The sequence below is a fragment of the Nonomuraea sp. NPDC050783 genome (assembly GCF_040802095.1).
Lineage (GTDB): Bacteria > Actinomycetota > Actinomycetes > Streptosporangiales > Streptosporangiaceae > Nonomuraea.
Genome location: NZ_JBFAHK010000007.1, coordinates 318,248 through 335,212, shown reverse-complemented (window position 1 = coordinate 335,212; position 16,965 = coordinate 318,248). Strand labels below are relative to the sequence as shown.

Below are 16,965 nucleotides of genomic sequence, written 5' to 3'. Positions count from 1 at the left end.
CACATCACGGGTGGATCGCCGTCGCGGCTCGGTCGCGCAGCGTCGCGGCTCCCCGGAGGGCAGGGCGGTGAGAGGGTGAGGCGGTCAGAGGGTGGGGGCGCGGGTGGTGAGGACGTCGGCGCGGGCCAGTTGCACCTCGCGGGCCTTGCGGGCGGCGTAGCGGAGCAGCGGGCCGAACGCCGCCCGCACCCGGATCTCGTCGATCACCTGGGTGCCGCCGCGCCGGGCGGCCAGCCCGAACCGGTAGGCGAGCCGGACGCCGCCCGGGCTGTCCACCTCGCCCGCGACGCCGTCCTCCGCCGGGTGCAGCGTGACCTCGACGGGGTTGTCGTAGCGCAGGAAGCCGAGGAGGCGGAAGCGTTCCACGCTCGTGTAGCGGATCCGGCCGGGCTCGCGCCGCACGTTCCGTACCGCCACCACCAGCGGCGACAGGCCGATGTAGCTGGCCGGCTCGCTCAGGTGCGCCCGTACGGCGGCGGGCGGGGCGGCGACGTGGAAGGTGTTGCGCAGCAGGGTCTCGGGCACCGCTCACCTCGTTCGGCCGGGACGGGGGTATCAGCTTGGCGGCAGGATGATCGGTTGTCCAGGCGCAAGGAGGCGCCGCTCACGGCAGGGGCATGCTCATCAGGCGGCGGCCCTCGTCCGTGAAGCCGCGCCTGCGGTAGTAGCCGAGCAGGTGGCGCGGGTCGCCGCCGTTGGGCGCGATGACGATCTCCAGCAGGGTGCAGCCCTGGGCGGCGGCCCAGCGCCGGCTGTCGGCGATCAGCTCGCCGGCCAGGCCGTGCCGCCGTGCCGCCGGGGCCACGTAGAGGTCCTGCAGCTCGGCGGAGAGCGCCGTCTCCAGGCCGAACGTGGTCGTGGTGATCGCGAACCCCGCGGCCGTCCCCTCCTCCCCCTCCTCCCCCTCCTCCTCCTGCTCGGCGAGCGCGACCCGGGCGGCGGGCTCGGCGATCAGCGTGGCGAGGTTGGCGCGCAGCGCGTCCGGGGGCGTGGCGAACCCCTCCTCCTCGTAGAAGGCGACGGCCAGGTCCAGCAGGGCGGGCAGGTCGTCGGGGCGGGCGGTCCTGATGGGCATGAGTGTCATGATCCCGTACCTTCCGGGCGCTCGCGTACGGACGGGACGGCGCTCCGCCCGGCGCGGCGGCGCGCCGGGGAGCCGAGGTCGGCCAGCACCGCCTCGGCCGCGCGCCGCCCCGACACGAGGGCGCCCTGCTGGGAGCCGGTGTCACGGTGGTCGCCGCACACGTACAGCCCGGCGCGCAGCCGGACCGGGCTGCGCAGCGGGTGCGGCGGCGGCATCGCGGGCAGCGCCGACGGGATCGGGTAGGTGGCCAGATGCTGCCAGGACGAGGTGTCGCCGTAGATCTCGGTCAGCCGCTCGCGTACGGGCCGCTCGTCGGTGACCAGGCCGAGGACCGAGGTGGCGATCAGCGCCCGCCCGTCGGCCGCGTACGTGGGGGCGGCGTCGGTGAGCACGATGGTGTCGGTGATCGCACCGGTGGCGTCCACGACCAGGACGGGCTCGCGCAGCGGCGAGCGCGGGGCGGCGTGGTAGAAGGTGGTCACCGCGCGCATCGCCGGGGCCTCGACCTCGCCCAGCAGCCCGCCCGCCGACCCGGGGTCGGCCGCGACCACCACCAGGTCGCCTTCGGCGGTGCCGCCGCCGTCCAGCTCCACGCCGCCGCCGGCGACGCGGGCGGCGCGGGCGCCGAAGGTGACGGTGCCCGGCGGCAGCCGGTCGGCGAGCTGCCGCGGCATCTCGCCCATGCCGAACGCGGGCACGCCGATCGTGCCGCGCGTGAAGCACCGCCAGAACAGGTGGAAGACCCGGCTGGAGGTCTCCAGGTCGCCTTCGAGGAGCTGGCCGGCGAGGAACGGGCGCAGCAGGCCGTCGATCATCCTCGGGGAGACGTGCCAGGCGCGCAGCTCGTCCTCGGTGCGCCGGTCGCGGCCGCGCCGCAGGCGGGAGGCGGGCAGGGCCAGGTCGCGGGCGGTGAGGAGGGCCAGCGCGGCCTTGTCGCGCAGCGACCCGACGTCGGCCAGCAGCGCGCTGAGCGCGTGCCGGGGGTGCCGCCAGGGCAGCATCACCCGGGAGCGGCCGCGTTCGCCCTGCACGAGCATGCCCGAGGCGAACGGCCGCACGTCCAGGGCCTTGAGGTCGAGGACGCGCCGTACCTCGGGGTAGGCAGTGTTGAACACCTGGAAGCCGCGGTCGAGCCGGAACCCGTCCACGACGTCGGTCCGCACCCGCCCGCCGACGCCGTCGGACGCCTCCAGCACCCGCACCGCCACGCCGGCCTCGTGCAGGTGGACCGCGCAGGCCAGCCCGGCCAGGCCCGCTCCGACGACGAGGACGGTGGCCTTCCGCTCGCTGCTCATGAGGTCGCCCTACCCCTGGCCACCGGGTTCAGACCGCCACCGGTCCCGCCATGCCTCTCTTGTCAGAAAATATATAGACCGGTCTATTATGTCCGTCATGACGAAGACGAAGGAGAACTCCAAGGGCGCCATGACGAGCGCCCGGCTGGTGGAGTCGATGCTGGAGCTCATCCAGGCGCGCGGCTACAGCGGCACGGGGCTCAACACCGTGACCGAGCACGCGCAAGCCCCCAAGGGGTCGCTGTACTTCCACTTCCCCGAGGGCAAGGAGGCGCTGGGCGAGCGGGCCGTCGCGCTGGCCGCCGAGCGCTTCCGCGCCCTGGTGACGGAGGCGGCCGACGGGCCGCCGGCCGAGCTGGTCGGCCGGGTGGTCGGCGTGCTGGCCGCGATGCTCGCCGACAGCGACTACCAGCTCGGCTGCCCGGTCTCGGTGGTCGCCCTGGAGATGGGCGGGCAGAGCGAGCGGCTGCGGGAGGCGTGCGCGAACGCCTACGCCTCCTGGATCGAGCCGGTCGCCGCCTACCTCGCCGCGCGCGGCCACGCCCCCGGCGAGGCCCGGACGCTGGCCACCGCCGTGGTGAGCACGGTCGAGGGCGCGATGATCGTGTCGCGGGCGCAGCGGTCGGTGGAGCCGATGCGCTGCGCCGCGCAGGCCCTCACCCGGCTGCTGGAGGCATGAGCATGGGCGAGCGGCACGCGCTGGTGTTCGGGGCGGCGGGGTACGTCGGGCGCGCCCTGGTCCTGGAGCTGGGCCGGGCCGGGGCGCGGGTGAGCGTGGCCTGGCGGAGCCCGGAGTCGTACGCGCGGCTGGTCCGGTGGCTGGCCGGTCAGGGGTACGACGGGCCGGCTCCGGCCGGCGTCCGGGTGGACTTCGCGGCCCCGTCGCCGCTGGAGGGCGGCGAGTGGGAGGACGGCGGCTGGGAGGACGTCACCGAGGTCTACAACTGCGCCGGGGCCTACCGGTTCGGGATGACGGAGGAGGAGGCCCGCCGGGCCAACGTGGACAGCGCCCGCGCGATCGTCGCCTTCGCGGCGCGGCTGCCCCGGCTGCGGCGGCTGGTCCACGTGTCCGGTTACCGGGTGGGCGGGCAGGACCCGGCGGCCTGGAGCGAGGAGCGGCGGCGGGCGGCCTATCGGGAGCTGGGCGCGTACGAGGCGTCCAAGGCGGAGGCGGACGCCGTCCTCCAGGCGGAGGCGGACGAGCTGGGCGTGCCCTGGTCGATCGTCAACCCGTCGAGCGTGATCGGCGGGCCCGGCCAGTACCTGGGGCTGGCGGCGAGCCTCCGGGAGCTGTGGCGGGGCGGGATGGCCGCGCTGCCCGGGAGCGGGCGGACGTTCGTGCCGGTGGTCGAGGCCGGGTACCTCGCGCGGTTCATGGCCGTGCTGCCGGAGGACCCGGGGACGGTGCGGCAGGCGTACTGGGTGCTGGACGACCGGACGCCCGCGCTGCCGGACCTCCTCACGCTCGTCGCCCGGCACTACCAGGTGCCGGTGCCGCGGCTGCGGGTGCCGGTGCCGCTCATCAGGCGGTTGCCCGCGCGGGTCACCAGGACCGACCCCGAGACGCTGACGTTCCTGTCGGAGGAGCGTTACCCCACCGGGCCGGCGGCGGCGCTCGCCGCCCGCCACGGGCTCACCCCGCCGGGCACCGTCGCCGCGATCCTGAGCTGGGCCGACCAGCTCGCGGCGCACCGGTTCGGGGAGGCGGACACCGAGACGGGCGCGGGGGCGGGCACGGGGGCGGGGGCGGGCACGGGCGGGCGGCGGTTCACGGCGCCCGGCGGGGTGCGGACGTTCGAGCTGGGCCCGGCGGGCGCGCCGGCCGTGGTGCTGCCCGGCCTGCCGGTCAACGCCGACACGTGGGCGGCGGTGGCCGCGTCCCTGGGTGACGTGCGGGTCGCCGACCTGCCCGGGCTCGGGATGAGCGGCGGCGGGCGCGCCGGCTGGGGGTCGTGGGCGGCGGCGCTGGTGGCCGGGGGCGTCCGGCACCTGGTGGGGCACTCGATCGGCGCGGCGGTGGCGCTGGAGGCGGCGGCCGGGGCCGGGCTGCTCACGCTCGTCTCGCCGTTCTTCCTGCAGGCCCGCACGGCGTCGTGGGCCCCCGCGACCCGCCTGTACCTGGGACGGGTCACGGCGGAGGCGCTGGCGCGGCGGCTCACCGGGGACGCCGGGCACGCGGGCGCGCTCCAATCGAGCGTGGCCGACCTGCGGCGGCCCGGCGTGGCGGCGCGCACCGCCCGCGCGCTGGCCGAGGCCGGCAGCCCGCGGTGGCGGGCCGCGCTGCGGGAGCGGCTGCGCCGCCACGAGGGGCGGCTGCACGTCGTCGTGGGCGAGCACGACCCGCTCACCCCGGAGGGCCGCGAGCTGCTGGCCGCGCTCCCCCGGGCCCGGGTGACCGTCATCGCGGGCGCGGGACACCATCCGCAGCTCACGCACCCGGAGGAGGTCGCCCGCGCCATCCGGGACGCGGCGGGAAAGAGCTGACGTCCGGGAAAAGATGACAGCCGTTGTCGGCTTTCCGTTCTACGGTGCCGGTTCATGAGCAACACGTTGCAGGGCAGGGTGGCGCTGGTCGCCGGAGGCACGCGCGGCGCCGGGCGGGGCATCGCGGTGGAGCTGGGGGCGGCCGGCGCGACCGTGTACGTGACCGGCCGCACCACCCGCGAGAGCCGGTCGGAGAGCGGGCGCCCCGAGACCATCGAGGAGACGGCGGAGCTGGTGAACGAGGCGGGCGGGACGGGCATCCCGATCCAGGTGGACCATCTGGACCCCGGGCAGGTGCGTTCCCTGGCCGAGCGCGTCGGCCGCGACCACGGGCGCCTGGACGTCCTGGTCAACGACATCTGGGGCGGGGAGCACCTCGCGCAGTGGGACACGCCGCTGTGGGAGCACGACCTGGAGGCCGGGCTGCGGCTGCTCCGCCTCGCGATCGACACGCACGTCATCACCAGCCACCACCTGCTGCCGCTGCTGATCCGGCGGCCGGGCGGGCTGGTGGTGGAGGTGACCGACGGCACCAAGGAGTACAACGACCACAACTACCGCGTCTCCTTCTTCTACGACCACGCCAAGAGCGCCGTCATCCGGCTCGGGTTCGCGCAGGCGCACGAGCTGCGGCCGTACGGGTGCGCGGCGGTGACGCTGACGCCGGGCTGGCTGCGTTCGGAGCTGATGCTGGAGTTGTTCGGGGTGACGGAGGAGAACTGGCGCGAGGCGACCGCCCGCGAGCCGCACTTCGTGATCTCCGAGTCGCCCCGCTACGTCGGCCGGGCGGTGGCCGCGCTGGCCGCGGACCCGGAGGTGACGCGGTGGAGCGGGCAGTCGCTGTCCAGCGGGCGGCTGGCCCGCGAGTACGGCTTCACCGACGTGGACGGGTCGCGGCCGGACTGCTGGCGTTACATGGTCGAGGTGCAGGACAAGGGCCTGCCCGCGGACGCCACCGGCTACCGCTGACAATCCCCGGCGCGGTCACCGGCGGCGCGGTCACTGGTGGGCGCCGGCCTCCTCCAGGCGGATGAACGTGGCGCCGGCGACCGCCGCCCGCGCGCCGAGGACGTGCCCGTCGCACATCCTCGTCTCGGTGCCGACCCGGTCGACGACCTTCCACGTCACCGGCTCCTCGCACGGACGGCCGAGCCGGTCTCCGCTCCACTCCCGGCGGCAGACCCGGCACGTGGAGATCCCGGCGCGGCTGGAGAGCGTGTTGCCGTGCTCGGGGCAGACCCCCCACGGCATGCCGCACGGCTGGACGTGGAGCCTGGCCAGCTCGCCGGCCGCGAGCCGCAGGTCCTCGGCGCCGCGGGACAGCAGCCCGGCGGCCTGCCGGGCCGCGGCGAGATGGTCGTGCTCCGGCGTCCCGGGAGGGGCACCGCGGAGCAGGTCGCGCACCTCGGCGGTGAGCGCGTCGGCGCGGCCCGCGAGGGCGCGCAGCTGCGCGGGGGTCACGGTCATGCGGGCTCCCGTCCCGGCCGTCGCCATGCCGGCGGTCGTGCGAACGTCGTCCGGCGCCGATCCTACGTCCGCCGGGCCGCCACCGTGCACGGTCGTGATCATGCCGGGGCCGGCGGCCCGCGCCGGCCGGATAACCGCTGGTGAGAACGGCTGTGGGCCGGTGGAGGGTCTAGGGATCGCCATATGGGGCACTTCGATGGTCTTCCATCGGATTGCCGGAGGACTCCATGAGCGAGACCCAAGCCATGGCCCGCCGGGCGACGAACAGCCCGGCGATGGACAGGCTCACGCGCGTCGGCCTGGTCTGCCGCGCGCTGTTGTACGGACTGATCGGCGTGCTGGCGATCCAGATCGCCCTGGGCGGCAACGGCGGCCGCGAGGCCGACAAGAACGGGGCGATCGGCAAGGTGGCGTCGCTGCCGTTCGGCGCCGTGATCTTATGGATCATGGTGGTGGGTTTCGCCGCCCTGATCATTTGGCAGGCCAGTGAGGCGATCTTCAAGGCTCACCGGCTCAAGGACCGTGTCGAGCCGATCAGCCGGGTCGTCGTCTACGCCTTCATCTGCACGGCGCTGCTGACCATGCTGCTGACCGGCCACACCAATTCCGACGACGAGCGTTCGCGGGACGTGACGGCCAAGCTGCTCGATCTGCCCGGCGGCCCGTTCATCGTCGGCTTGATCGGGCTCGGCATCATCGCGCTGGGCGTCTACTGGATGCGGTACGGCATCAAGAAGCAGTTCCGCGAGCACCTCAAGCCGATGCCGCCGCGCGCGAGCGCGATGATGAGCCGGCTCGGCCTGGCCGGCTACCTGGCCCGTGGCCTGATCGCCGCCCTGGCCGGCGTCTTCGTCGTCCAGGCGGCCATCACCGCCGACCCGGACAAGGCGGGCGGCATCGACGCCACGCTCCGGGCGTTCGCCGACACCCCCGCCGGGCCCTGGCTGCTGGTCGTGGTGGCGCTGGGCCTGGTGCTGTTCGGCGTGTACTGCCTGGGCGAGGCCCGCTGGCGCCGCACCTGACCCGTCCCGTCTCCCCCGCCCCCGGGCCGCGCGGACGGCCCGGGGGCGAGTCGTGTGCCTCACAGGCGGCGGCCGACGGTGAGGACGACCGACCAGTGGCGGGTGAGCCGGCCGTCCGGGCGGGCGGCGAGGCGGCGGCGCACCTCCCCGTAGAGGTGCGCCCGCTTGGCCGGGTGCATGGCGATGTGGCCGGAGAACGTGTCGAGCAGCGCGATGTACTCCTCCGCGGTGTAACGCAGCGCCCAGACGTAGCGCCGGGTCGCGGTCACCGCGAAGTGCCCCGAGCCCTCGAACTCGGCGGCGGCCGGATCGGGCCACTCCTCGGGCGGCGGCGGGGGCCACGGGCTGCCGTCGCCCTCGCCGAGCTCGTCGTAGACGCGCTGGATCTCGGTGAAGAACGGGTCGAAACCGGCCGGGAAGGCGTGGTCGGCGTTCCACACGGCCAGGTGGCCGCCCTCGGCGAGCAGCGCGGCCGCCTTGGCGTACTTGACCGCCGGGTCCACCCACTTCCAGGCCGTGGCCGCGTACACGAGGTCGAAGCGGTCCCCCTCCGGCGGCTCCCAGCCCTCGAACGAGGACGTGATCACCGAGACCCCGGCGAACCCGGCGAGGCGGCGGCGCGCCTCGGCCGCCAGCGCGGCGCCGAGCTCGATCGCGGTGATCGTGAAACCCGCCCGCGCCAGCGGCAGCGTGGCCTTGCCCGGGCCGCACCCGACTTCGAGCAGGCGCGCGGGCGGCGCGAGCGCCGTGAGCGCGAGCAGGTCGGTGTACAGCTCGGCCGGGTAGTCGGGGCGCGCGTCCTGGTAGGTGGCCGCCGCCTCGTCGAAGGTCTCCCGCAGCCGCGGATCATGGGACATGGTCCCCATTGTCGCCGCGCGGGCACGCGCCCGTTGACGACCGGACCCTTCACCGTGGCGGCCAGGCCGCTCCAGGCGTTGGTCATGCCGTAGCGGACGCCCCCGTGGAACGGCGTCACCCAGCGCTGACTGATCGTGTCGTCGCACGCGCGGACCTCGCTGCCGACGCCGGCCGGCAAGGAGCAGGTGATCTCCGCCGAGACGATCGCGGATGACGCGCGTCGACCATGACCACGACCTCACCGGCCTTGACCACCCGGATCGAGCGATTCCACTACATTGAGGCTTCGTGCCTTTGGTCTCGGTCTTCGCATCTGTCCATGTCGCCTGCTGAGGAGCGCCCTAGATGGACTGGCTCTACGTCGTGGGGATCATCCTCTTCCTTCTCGGCTTGATGATCTCCATCGCGTTGCACGAGCTCGGCCACCTGGTGCCGGCCAAACTCTTCGGCGTCAAGGTGACCCAGTACATGGTGGGCTTCGGCTCGACCGCGTGGTCCCGGCGCAAGGGTGAGACCGAATACGGCATCAAGTGGATTCCGTTCGGCGGCTACATCCGCATGATCGGCATGCTGCCGCCGCGACCGGGAGAGGATTCCGCCAAGGTCAGGAGCACGGCGACAGGACCTTTCCAGGGGTTGATCGAGTCCGCCCGCGAGGCCGCGCTGGAAGAGGTGCGTCCAGGCGACGAAAACCGCGTCTTCTACCGCAAGAAGTGGTGGCAGAAGGTCATCATCATGTCCGGCGGGCCGTTGATGAACTTCGTGCTGGCGTTCGTCTTCTTCACCGTCCTGCTGGTCGGCATCGGTCTGCCCACCGAGGCCCCGATCGTCTCGCCCGCCACCGAAACGTGCGTGATCCCCGTCTCCGAGCAGCGCGCCGCCTGCGAGCCCGGTGATCGGCCCACCCCGGCCGCGCAGGCGGGCCTCAAGCCGGGCGACCGCATGGTCTCCTTCGACGGCGCCACGATCGGCTCCTGGGAAGACGCCGAGCGCCTGATCCGCTCCCACGGCGCCGGCCCGGTCGAGCTCGGCATCGTACGTGACGGCAAGCCGATGACGTTCGACGTCACCCTCATCGCCCAGGACCGGCCCGACCTCGAAGACCCCGGGAAGACCGACAGGAACGTCGGCTTCCTCGGCGTGCGGCCCACCGAGGTGATGGAGCGGCAGAGCGTCGGCCAGGTGGCCGGCTACATGGGCGGGGTGGCGGCCAAGGTGGCGGGCTCGATCTTCAACCTGCCGGAGAAGATGGTCGGCGTCTGGCACGCGGCCTTCTCCGGTGAGGAACGCGACCCCGAGGGCCCGGTGGGCATGGTCGGCGCGGGCCGCTTGGGTGGCGAGATCCTGGCCTCCGACCTGTCCGGCGAAGAGAAGATCGCCACCTTCGTCAACCTGCTGGCCGGCTTCAACCTGGCGATCGGCATGTTCAACCTCATCCCGCTGCTGCCGCTCGACGGCGGGCACATCGCGGGCGGGCTCTGGGAGGGCGTCAAACGGGCCCACGCCAAGATCATGGGGCGGCCGAAGCCCAAGCACGTCGACATCGCCAGGGTGTTGCCACTGACGTACGCGGCTGCGCTGGTCATGATGATCATGGCAGGTCTGCTGGTCTACGCCGACCTGGTCAACCCGCTCACGCTGACGAATTGATCGGTCGCCTCGTTGATCAACGGCACCCCGGTCAGCCTGTCTGGATCTGGCTCTTGGGAGGGACCGTCACGTGGACCTTGCCGCCCCAGCCCGTGTAACGGGTGTCGATGGTGATGACATCGTCGTTGACCAGGCTCTCCGCCCAGTGTTCCTTGGCCAGGTAGGAGGTGACGAGCCGCTGGGGCAGGCCGTCGGCCCCCAGGGTGAGCTCGTACTGCAGCGTGCCGTCCTCGGGCTTGACGAGCGTGGTGGCCCGGAACCAGGGTGACGCCTTCCACAGGGCGGCCTCCTCGACCGCGCCCTTGTAGGTCCGGCCCGACCGCTCGCCGTGCTTGATGAGGACCTGCAGCGTCGCGGGCTCGGCCGCGTTCACGTCCTGGCTGTACCTGCCGCTGAGGCCGCCGGGGACGGGACGCTTGAACTTGACCCAGCTCTTGCCCTTCCGCGTCGCGCCGAACAGCTTGATGCCCTTGCTGTAGCTGTACCTGCCGACGGTGATCGTGCGCTCGTCCCCCAGCAGATCGTCCATGCCGTTGAAGACGGGGCCCTCGTGCGGGATGTACGTACTGCGCAGGTCGGCGGCGGCGACGGTTCCCGTGCCGCCCTTGACGGGCTTGCCGTACTGCAGCACCCCGGTGCGCCGCAGGAAGACCGTCTTGCCCTCCATGTCCACAACGGATTCCTCCTCAAAGGGGACAGGCCGCAGAATCCTGACACACCTTGATCACGCCCCGGCAACGGTGAGGGACTGGCCTGACCGGCAGGTCACGCCCACGACGGCACGGCTTCGCGCTCACCCACGCCGAGGTGGTGCTTCCTGGCGGCACGAGCCGTGACCCGTACGCGCGATCAATCCTGCTGGTACGTGAGGGGCGTTCCGGTGACCAGCGTCAGCGAGATCGCGGTGCCTGCCAGGTCGACGGTGACCTTGGCTCCGGTGCCGGTGCCGTCCTCGCCGGCGTTGAAGTCGTCGTCGGTGCCGGTCAGCACCAGGCCCAGCCGGTGCCCGGCCTTGAACTCGTAGTCCTGCGGCAGCATCCTCCAGGTGATCTGGTACGACTTACCCGCCGTCAGCGGCGCCTGGCGGCTCAGCGACCGCGCCGGCACGCCCGCCATCACCGGCCGCAGCGGGCGGAGACCGGCTACCCCTCCTGCGGCTCCATCACGGCGGATCGGCCTCCACCGGGAGGCTCGGCCTCTATCTGGCCGGCGAGGGCCACTAAGCTTGGGCGCGTGGCACGCGTTCTCCTCCTGCACTCCATGTACGGGCTGCGGCCCGCCGTCCACCAGGCCGCCGACCGGCTGCGGGCGGCCGGGCACGAGGTGCACGTCCCCGACCTGTACGACGGCCGGGTGGTCGGCACGCCCGAGGAGGGCATCGCGATCAAGGAGGAGCTGGGCCGCGACGAGCTGCTGAAGCGGGCCGTGGCCGCGGCGGCGCCGCTGTCGGCCGGCGGCCTGGTCTACGCGGGTCTCTCGCTCGGCGCGGCGCTCGCCCAGAACCTGGCGCTCGCCGACGAGCAGGCGCGCGGGCTGCTGCTGATGCACGGCACGTCCGACATGGCCGACGACGCCTCGGCCGACGGCCTGCCGGTGCAGCTCCACGTCGCCGACCCCGACACCTACGAGCCGGCCGACTGGCTCAACGCCTGGTACCTGCGGATGCGCCGGGCCGGGGCCGACGTGGAGGTCTTCCCCTACCCGGGCGCCGGGCACCTGTTCACCGACCCCGGCCTGCCCGACCACGACGCCGAGGCCGCCGAGCGGGCCTGGTCCGTCGCGCTCGGCTTCCTCGCCGAGCTCGACCCGCGAGATTGACGGCCGCCGGCCGGCAATCGCGGAAAGGTCTCGGCCGCAATGGCTCCTAGTGTGGTTCCCGACCCGCTGGACACGACCACGGAGGACGAGATCATGGCGCACGAGACCACGACGCAGACCACGACGCAGACCACGACGGGGACCACGGCACGGACCACGGGCGCGCCGGCTCTCACCGGCGAGCGGGCCGACCTGCTGGCGGTGCTGGCCAAGCAGCGGCACTACCTGCGCTTCACCACCCGCGACCTCACCGACGAGCAGGCCGCCCGGCGCACCACCGCCAGCGAGCTGTGCCTCGGCGGCCTGATCAAGCACGTCACCGCGACCGAGCGCAACTGGGCGGACTTCATCGTGAAGGGGCCCTCGGCGATGGGCGACTTCACCGCCATGTCCGAGGCCGCCCAGGCCGAGTACGCCGACGGCTTCCGGATGTTGCCCGGCGAGACGCTGGCCGGCCTCCTCGACGCCTACGCCGAGGTGGCCCGCCGCACCGACGAGCTGGTGGCCGGCCTGCCCGACCTGGACGCCGACCAGCCGCTGCCGAGGGCCCCCTGGTTCCCGGAGGGAGAGCGGTGGTCGGCCCGCCGCGTCCTGATGCACATCCTCGCCGAGACCGCCCAGCACGCCGGTCACGCCGACATCATCCGCGAGTCCCTGGACGGCGCGAAGAGCATGGGCTGACCGGCCGGCCCGCCCGCGGGAACTTGATCGTTTATGAACGTGCGCTTGATCCGCTGTTGAAGCCGCAGGCCGTAGGTTCCGACCATGCGTGCAGACATCACCTGGACGGGCGCCTGGGCAAGCGTGGCCACTCCCTGGGGCGGGGCCGGGATCCTCACGGCGGGCATCGTGGCACTGGCCGTGTGCACGGCGGCGATCGGCTGGCGGAGCAGGTCGCACGCGCTGCGCGAGGAGCACGCCCGCCGGGCGACGCTGGATCTCATCACCGCCGTCGCCGACCTGCGGGCCGACCTGCACGCGGCCGGGACGGGCGCCGAGCGCGGCCTCGCCGTGGCGCGCTGGCGGTCGCGCTGGATGCTCGGCGCGGCCATGCTCGACCTCGTCGATCCCGCCTACGCCGAGGCGGTGCGGACCAAGGGGCGGCGCCTGTACGCCGACCTCATGGCCGCCGAGACCAGCGCCCCGCGGCACGAGGGAGCCAGGGCGGACGTGGTGCGGGAGCTGGCGGCGCACCGCGCCCGCCGCGTGCGCCGCGCCGCCCGGCCCCTGGTGCCGCGGTGACCCCGGAGCCCGCTCAGGCCAGCCGGATGCGCGGGTCGAGCAGGCCGTAGGCGACGTCCACCAGCAGGTTGGCGACGACGACGGCGGTCGTGGCGAGGATGACCACGCCCATGATGACCGGCAGGTCGCCGCTGACGAACGCCTGCACCACGGCCTGCCCGATCCCGCCCAGCCCGAACACCGACTCGGTGACCACGACGCCGCCGATGAGCGTGCCGACGTCCACGCCGAGCTGTGTCACCACGGGGGTGAGCGCGGCCCGCAGCCCGTGCCGGTAGATCACCCGCCGCTCCGGGACGCCCTTGGCGCGGGCGGTGCGGATGTAGTCCTCGCCGAGGATGTCCAGCAGGGAGCCGCGGGTGAGCCGGGTGTAGGAGGCGGCCTGGACGAAGGCCAGCGTGATCCAGGGCAGGATGAGGTGGCGGGCCCACTCGCCGGGGCCGTCGGAGAACGGCACGTACGAGTCGGGCGGCAGGATCGGCGCCCCCGCCATGGTGAGCTGGAAGAACAGGAAGTACAGCAGCAGCAGCCCGACGACGAACGTCGGCATCGACACGCCCGCCAGCGCGAGCACCGTCAGCGCCCGGTCCAGCAGCGAGCGCGCCCGGGTGGCGCTGAGCACGCCCGTCCCGATGCCGAGCGCCAGCCACAGCACCGCCCCGCCGAGCACGAGCGAGAACGTCGGCGGGAAGTCCTGGGCCAGCAGCTTGCCGACCGGCTCGCCGGAGAAGTACGACGTGCCGAGGTCGCCGCGCACCAGCCGCCCCAGGTAGTCCAGGTACTGCAGGAGCACCGGCCGGTCGAGGCCGAGGTTGTGGCGCACCAGCTCGACCTGCTCGGGCGTGGCCTGCCGGCCGGCGAGGGTGCGGGCGGGGTCGCCGGGAGCGACGAAGAACAGCAGGAATGTGCCGAGCGTGACCAGCCACAACACGAGCAGGCCGAGCAGGGTCCTGCGCAGCAGGAACGCGCGCAGCATCAGTCCTCCTTGGGTGCGCGGCGGCGGCGGGCGGCCTTGCCGCGCCGGCTGAACAGCCGCTCCGTGCGCGGGTCGATGGCGTCCCTGATGCCGTCGCCGAGCAGGTTGAAGGCGAGCGTGGTGATCAGCAGCGCGGCGGCGGGGAAGCCGAGGTACCACCAGGCCACCCGGTAGAAGCCCTGCGCCTCGCTGAGCAGGTTGCCCCAGGACGGGGTGGGCGGGGTGATGCCGAGCCCCAGGTAGGACAGCGTCGACTCGAAGACGATGGCGACCGGGATGAGCAGGGTGGTCAGCACGATGACGGGCGCGAGCAGGTTGGGCAGGATGTCCACGAACATGATCCGCAGGTCGCCGGCGCCCATCGACCGGGCGGCCTCGACGTACTCGCGTTCCTTCTGCGAGAGCGTCTGCCCGCGTACGACGCGGGCGATCGCCGCCCACGAGTAGAACGCGATCACCCCGATCGTGGCGCTCAGCGACGGCCCGGCGATGGACACGACCGCGATCGCGAAGATCAGGTACGGGAACGACAGCACGACGTCCATGAGCCGGGACAGGATCGTGTCGACCGCTCCCCCGTAGTAGCCGGCCAGCAGCCCGACGACCACGCCGACCAGCCCGGCCAGGCCGGTGGCGACCACGCCGACCAGCAGCGAGACGCGGGCCCCGTACAGGACGCGGACGAACAGGTCGCGGCCGAGCCGGTCGGTGCCGAACCAGAACTCGCCGCTCGGCGCGACCGGCAGGCCCTCGGCGGTGATGCCGGTGTCGCGGAACTGCACGTCGGGGTCGTGGCCGTTCCAGGCGGCGATCAGCGGGGCGGCCAGCGCCAGCGCGCCCAGCAGGATCACCACGACGCCGGAGACCAGCGCCACCCGGTCGGTCCTGATCCGCCGCCAGGCGAGCTGCCAGGGGCTGCGGCCGGCGATGCCGCGATCGGTGACGAGGTCCGGCCGCAGCTCGGTGAGGGTCATGCGGGCCTCCCGGCGGTGCGGGTCATGCGGGCCTCCCGGCGGTCAGGTCCTCGCCGGCCGCGACGGGGAAGTGGCAGGCCACGAGGTGCTGCTTGCGTTCGAGCTCGGGCTCCCGCTCCGCGCAGACCTGCTGCGCCTTGGGGCAGCGCGGGTGGAAGCGGCAGCCCGGGGGCGGGTCGATGGGCGAGGGCACGTCGCCGGTGAGGATGACGCGCTGCCGGCGCTCGGCCTCGTCGGGGTCGGCGACGGCGGTGGCCGACAGCAGCGCCGCGGTGTACGGGTGCCGCGGCGCCTCGTACAGCTCGTCCGCCTCCGCCAGCTCGACGATCTTCCCCAGGTACATGACGGCGATGCGGTCGCTGATGTGCCGCACCACCGACAGGTCGTGCGCGATGAACAGGTACGTCAGCCCGAAGTCGTCCTGGAGGTCCTTGAGCAGGTTGAGGATCTGCGCCTGGATCGACACGTCCAGCGCGGACACCGGCTCGTCGCAGATGATCAGGCGGGGCTTCAGCGCGAGTGCCCTGGCCACGCCGATGCGCTGGCGCTGCCCGCCGGAGAACTCGGCCGGGAAGCGGTTGTAGTGCTCGGGGTTGAGCCCGACCCGCTCCATCAGCTCCTGCACGGTGCGGCGCAGCTCCTCGCCGCTCATCACCCGGTGGATGACGAGCGGGTCGGCGATGATCGAGCCGACCCGGCGGCGCGGGTTCAGCGAGCCGTACGGGTCCTGGAAGATGACCTGGATGTCGCGGCGGTGGGGGCGCATGCGCCGCCGGGGCAGGTTGGTGATGTCCTGGCCGTCGAAGCGCACCGTGCCGGCGGTGACCGGGTAGAGCCCGGCCACGCACCGGGCCAGCGTGGACTTGCCGCAGCCGGTCTCGCCGACCAGGCCCAGCGTCTGGCCCGCGGCCAGGGCGAGGGTGACGCCGTCCACGGCCCGCACTTGGCCGACGGCGCGCTTGACGATCGCGCCGGTGGTGATCGGGAAGTGCTTGACCAGGCCGTCCACTTCCAGCAGCATCACGCGTCCTCCTTCGCCCTCGTGCGCAGTTCCTCGGCCGCCGCGCCCAGCCCGACCGCCTCGTGCGGCAGCCAGCAGGCCGAGGCGTGCCCGGGCCCGCCGCCGGTGACCGGGGCCAGCGGCGGGCGCTCGGCCAGGCAGACCGGCATCGCGTACGGGCAGCGCGGGTGGAAGGCGCAGCCGCCCGGGACGGCGATGAGGCTGGGCGGCGAGCCCGGGATGGGGCGCAGCCGCCCGCCGCGGTCGCCGGTGCTGCCCGGCAGCGACTCCAGCAGGCCCTTGGTGTAGGGGTGGTGCGGGCGGTAGTAGAGCGTGCGCCGGTCGGCGCGTTCGACCACGAGCCCGGCGTACATGACCAGGACCTCGTCGGCGATGCCGGCCACCACGCCGAGGTCGTGGGTGATGAGCAGGAGCGCGATGTCGAACTCGGCCTGCACCCGGCCGATGAGCTCCAGGATCTGCGCCTGGACGGTGGCGTCGAGCGCGGTGGTCGGCTCGTCGGCCACGATGAGCTTGGGGTTGAGCGCGAGCGCCATGGCGATCATCGCCCGCTGGCGCATCCCGCCGGAGAACTGGTGCGGGTAGTCGTCCACGCGCCGGTCCGGGCGCGGGATGCCGACCAGGCCGAGCAGTTCCACCGCGCGCCGCCGGGCGGCGGCCCTGGTGACCTCCGGCTGGTGGACGCGGATCAGCTCCTCGATCTGCCAGCCGACCTTGTAGAGCGGGTGCAGGCTGGTCAGCGGGTCCTGGAAGACGACGCTGATCTCGGCGCCGCGGACGCGGCGGAGCTGCTCGGCGTCGAGCTTGAGCAGATCGACGCCCTCGAACAGGGCGGTTCCTGATATGTCGGCACCCGGGGTGAGGCCGAGGACGGCCTGGGTGCTCACGGTCTTGCCGCTGCCGGACTCGCCGACGATCGCCAGCGTCCGGCCGCGGCCGATGGTGAACGACAGCCCCCTGACCGCCTGCACCACGCCGTCCGACGTGGGGAAGGACACCCGGAGGTCCGTCACCTCGAGCAGGCTCATGTGTCTCCCTCGTCACGCCCGGCGGGCCGCTCCGGTGGGGGCGGCC

19 protein-coding genes are annotated in these 16,965 nt (G+C 73.5%); 8 read left to right on the top strand and 11 right to left on the bottom strand.

Annotated elements, in window-relative coordinates; genetic code table 11:
* Positions 1-84: 84 nt before the first annotated feature.
* The 3 genes from AB0H75_RS21820 to AB0H75_RS21810 all read right to left on the bottom strand — a co-directional run bounded on the left by AB0H75_RS21820 (position 85) and on the right by AB0H75_RS21810 (position 2,379).
* Positions 85-525 carry an SRPBCC family protein gene (locus AB0H75_RS21820; protein ID WP_367798794.1) on the bottom strand — a complete coding sequence of 147 codons (441 nt, stop codon included), beginning with the start codon at positions 523-525 and terminating at the stop codon, positions 85-87.
* Positions 526-604: 79 nt separating this feature from the next.
* On the bottom strand, positions 605-1,084 hold the full coding sequence (locus tag AB0H75_RS21815) for a GNAT family N-acetyltransferase (protein WP_367798791.1): 480 nt from the start codon (positions 1,082-1,084) through the stop codon (positions 605-607).
* Entirely contained in the window at positions 1,081-2,379 is a 1,299-nt protein-coding gene (locus tag AB0H75_RS21810; RefSeq protein ID WP_367798790.1) for an NAD(P)/FAD-dependent oxidoreductase, read from the bottom strand. Before AB0H75_RS21810 ends, AB0H75_RS21815 begins: the two co-directional genes overlap by 4 nt.
* Before the next feature lie 97 nt (positions 2,380-2,476).
* Here AB0H75_RS21810 and AB0H75_RS21805 point away from each other — a divergent pair, with 97 nt between their 5' ends.
* The 3 genes from AB0H75_RS21805 to AB0H75_RS21795 are packed head-to-tail and all read left to right on the top strand — an operon-like array spanning position 2,477 to position 5,832.
* Entirely contained in the window at positions 2,477-3,058 is a 582-nt protein-coding gene (locus AB0H75_RS21805; RefSeq protein WP_367798788.1) for a TetR/AcrR family transcriptional regulator, read from the top strand.
* Positions 3,055-4,863 (top strand): alpha/beta fold hydrolase, encoded by a 1,809-nt coding sequence (locus AB0H75_RS21800; protein ID WP_367798786.1) that lies wholly within the window; start codon positions 3,055-3,057, stop codon positions 4,861-4,863. The genes AB0H75_RS21805 and AB0H75_RS21800 overlap by 4 nt, the downstream gene beginning before the upstream one ends.
* 54 nt (positions 4,864-4,917) lie before the next feature.
* Complete coding sequence (locus tag AB0H75_RS21795; protein ID WP_367798784.1) at positions 4,918-5,832, top strand: SDR family oxidoreductase; 915 nt, start codon at positions 4,918-4,920, stop codon at positions 5,830-5,832.
* A 30-nt stretch (positions 5,833-5,862) separates the two neighbouring features.
* Here AB0H75_RS21795 and AB0H75_RS21790 read toward each other — a convergent pair whose 3' ends face one another.
* Positions 5,863-6,330, bottom strand: a complete 468-nt coding sequence (locus AB0H75_RS21790; protein ID WP_367798782.1) for a hypothetical protein — start codon at positions 6,328-6,330, stop codon at positions 5,863-5,865.
* Between the two features lie 227 nt (positions 6,331-6,557).
* Here AB0H75_RS21790 and AB0H75_RS21785 point away from each other — a divergent pair, with 227 nt between their 5' ends.
* Positions 6,558-7,352 carry a DUF1206 domain-containing protein gene (locus AB0H75_RS21785; RefSeq protein ID WP_367798780.1) on the top strand — a complete coding sequence of 265 codons (795 nt, stop codon included), beginning with the start codon at positions 6,558-6,560 and terminating at the stop codon, positions 7,350-7,352.
* A gap of 59 nt (positions 7,353-7,411) precedes the next feature.
* Here AB0H75_RS21785 and AB0H75_RS21780 read toward each other — a convergent pair whose 3' ends face one another.
* Positions 7,412-8,209, bottom strand: coding sequence for a methyltransferase domain-containing protein (locus AB0H75_RS21780; protein ID WP_367798779.1), 798 nt, complete (start codon positions 8,207-8,209; stop codon positions 7,412-7,414).
* Between the two features lie 346 nt (positions 8,210-8,555).
* Here AB0H75_RS21780 and AB0H75_RS21775 point away from each other — a divergent pair, with 346 nt between their 5' ends.
* Entirely contained in the window at positions 8,556-9,860 is a 1,305-nt protein-coding gene (locus AB0H75_RS21775) for an RIP metalloprotease (protein ID WP_367798777.1), read from the top strand.
* A gap of 31 nt (positions 9,861-9,891) precedes the next feature.
* Here AB0H75_RS21775 and AB0H75_RS21770 read toward each other — a convergent pair whose 3' ends face one another.
* Positions 9,892-10,527 carry a hypothetical protein gene (locus tag AB0H75_RS21770; RefSeq protein ID WP_367798775.1) on the bottom strand — a complete coding sequence of 212 codons (636 nt, stop codon included), beginning with the start codon at positions 10,525-10,527 and terminating at the stop codon, positions 9,892-9,894.
* A 182-nt stretch (positions 10,528-10,709) separates the two neighbouring features.
* Entirely contained in the window at positions 10,710-10,967 is a 258-nt protein-coding gene (locus AB0H75_RS21765; RefSeq protein WP_367798773.1) for a CocE/NonD family hydrolase C-terminal non-catalytic domain-containing protein, read from the bottom strand.
* Positions 10,968-11,093: 126 nt separating this feature from the next.
* On the opposite strand from AB0H75_RS21765, the gene AB0H75_RS21760 reads away from it, so the two are divergent.
* The 3 genes from AB0H75_RS21760 (at position 11,094) to AB0H75_RS21750 (ending at position 12,920) form a co-directional block, all read left to right on the top strand.
* Positions 11,094-11,678 (top strand): dienelactone hydrolase family protein, encoded by a 585-nt coding sequence (locus AB0H75_RS21760; protein WP_367798771.1) that lies wholly within the window; start codon positions 11,094-11,096, stop codon positions 11,676-11,678.
* A gap of 39 nt (positions 11,679-11,717) precedes the next feature.
* Positions 11,718-12,359: a DinB family protein gene (locus tag AB0H75_RS21755; RefSeq protein ID WP_367798769.1), complete on the top strand. Its 642-nt coding sequence runs from the start codon at positions 11,718-11,720 to the stop codon at positions 12,357-12,359.
* Positions 12,360-12,443: 84 nt separating this feature from the next.
* Positions 12,444-12,920: a hypothetical protein gene (locus AB0H75_RS21750; protein WP_367798767.1), complete on the top strand. Its 477-nt coding sequence runs from the start codon at positions 12,444-12,446 to the stop codon at positions 12,918-12,920.
* Positions 12,921-12,933: 13 nt separating this feature from the next.
* Here AB0H75_RS21750 and AB0H75_RS21745 read toward each other — a convergent pair whose 3' ends face one another.
* From AB0H75_RS21745 to AB0H75_RS21730, 4 genes are read right to left on the bottom strand one after another with little or no spacing between them, the layout of a single operon-like run.
* On the bottom strand, positions 12,934-13,896 hold the full coding sequence (locus AB0H75_RS21745) for an ABC transporter permease (protein WP_367798765.1): 963 nt from the start codon (positions 13,894-13,896) through the stop codon (positions 12,934-12,936).
* Positions 13,896-14,870 carry an ABC transporter permease gene (locus AB0H75_RS21740; protein WP_367798763.1) on the bottom strand — a complete coding sequence of 325 codons (975 nt, stop codon included), beginning with the start codon at positions 14,868-14,870 and terminating at the stop codon, positions 13,896-13,898. Before AB0H75_RS21740 ends, AB0H75_RS21745 begins: the two co-directional genes overlap by 1 nt.
* Positions 14,871-14,892: 22 nt before the next feature.
* Positions 14,893-15,891 (bottom strand): ABC transporter ATP-binding protein, encoded by a 999-nt coding sequence (locus AB0H75_RS21735; protein ID WP_367799041.1) that lies wholly within the window; start codon positions 15,889-15,891, stop codon positions 14,893-14,895.
* Positions 15,891-16,919 carry an ABC transporter ATP-binding protein gene (locus AB0H75_RS21730; protein WP_367798761.1) on the bottom strand — a complete coding sequence of 343 codons (1,029 nt, stop codon included), beginning with the start codon at positions 16,917-16,919 and terminating at the stop codon, positions 15,891-15,893. Before AB0H75_RS21730 ends, AB0H75_RS21735 begins: the two co-directional genes overlap by 1 nt.
* Positions 16,920-16,965: the final 46 nt, after the last annotated feature.

What these genes read in the sequence shown, in the direction of transcription:
- AB0H75_RS21770 (WP_367798775.1), bottom strand. Translation starts at nt 10,527, where the DNA reads ATGGAGGGCAAGACGGTCTTCCTGCGGCGCACCGGGGTGCTGCAGTAC.
- AB0H75_RS21755 (WP_367798769.1), top strand. Translation starts at nt 11,718, where the DNA reads ATGGCTCCTAGTGTGGTTCCCGACCCGCTGGACACGACCACGGAGGAC.
- AB0H75_RS21740 (WP_367798763.1), bottom strand. Translation starts at nt 14,870, where the DNA reads ATGACCCTCACCGAGCTGCGGCCGGACCTCGTCACCGATCGCGGCATC.
- AB0H75_RS21750 (WP_367798767.1), top strand. Translation starts at nt 12,444, where the DNA reads ATGCGTGCAGACATCACCTGGACGGGCGCCTGGGCAAGCGTGGCCACT.
- AB0H75_RS21780 (WP_367798779.1), bottom strand. Translation starts at nt 8,209, where the DNA reads ATGTCCCATGATCCGCGGCTGCGGGAGACCTTCGACGAGGCGGCGGCC.
- AB0H75_RS21785 (WP_367798780.1), top strand. Translation starts at nt 6,558, where the DNA reads ATGAGCGAGACCCAAGCCATGGCCCGCCGGGCGACGAACAGCCCGGCG.
- AB0H75_RS21795 (WP_367798784.1), top strand. Translation starts at nt 4,918, where the DNA reads ATGAGCAACACGTTGCAGGGCAGGGTGGCGCTGGTCGCCGGAGGCACG.
- AB0H75_RS21800 (WP_367798786.1), top strand. Translation starts at nt 3,055, where the DNA reads ATGAGCATGGGCGAGCGGCACGCGCTGGTGTTCGGGGCGGCGGGGTAC.
- AB0H75_RS21815 (WP_367798791.1), bottom strand. Translation starts at nt 1,084, where the DNA reads ATGACACTCATGCCCATCAGGACCGCCCGCCCCGACGACCTGCCCGCC.
- AB0H75_RS21730 (WP_367798761.1), bottom strand. Translation starts at nt 16,919, where the DNA reads ATGAGCCTGCTCGAGGTGACGGACCTCCGGGTGTCCTTCCCCACGTCG.
- AB0H75_RS21810 (WP_367798790.1), bottom strand. Translation starts at nt 2,379, where the DNA reads ATGAGCAGCGAGCGGAAGGCCACCGTCCTCGTCGTCGGAGCGGGCCTG.
- AB0H75_RS21805 (WP_367798788.1), top strand. Translation starts at nt 2,477, where the DNA reads ATGACGAAGACGAAGGAGAACTCCAAGGGCGCCATGACGAGCGCCCGG.
- AB0H75_RS21790 (WP_367798782.1), bottom strand. Translation starts at nt 6,330, where the DNA reads ATGACCGTGACCCCCGCGCAGCTGCGCGCCCTCGCGGGCCGCGCCGAC.
- AB0H75_RS21745 (WP_367798765.1), bottom strand. Translation starts at nt 13,896, where the DNA reads ATGCTGCGCGCGTTCCTGCTGCGCAGGACCCTGCTCGGCCTGCTCGTG.
- AB0H75_RS21735 (WP_367799041.1), bottom strand. Translation starts at nt 15,891, where the DNA reads ATGCTGCTGGAAGTGGACGGCCTGGTCAAGCACTTCCCGATCACCACC.
- AB0H75_RS21775 (WP_367798777.1), top strand. Translation starts at nt 8,556, where the DNA reads ATGGACTGGCTCTACGTCGTGGGGATCATCCTCTTCCTTCTCGGCTTG.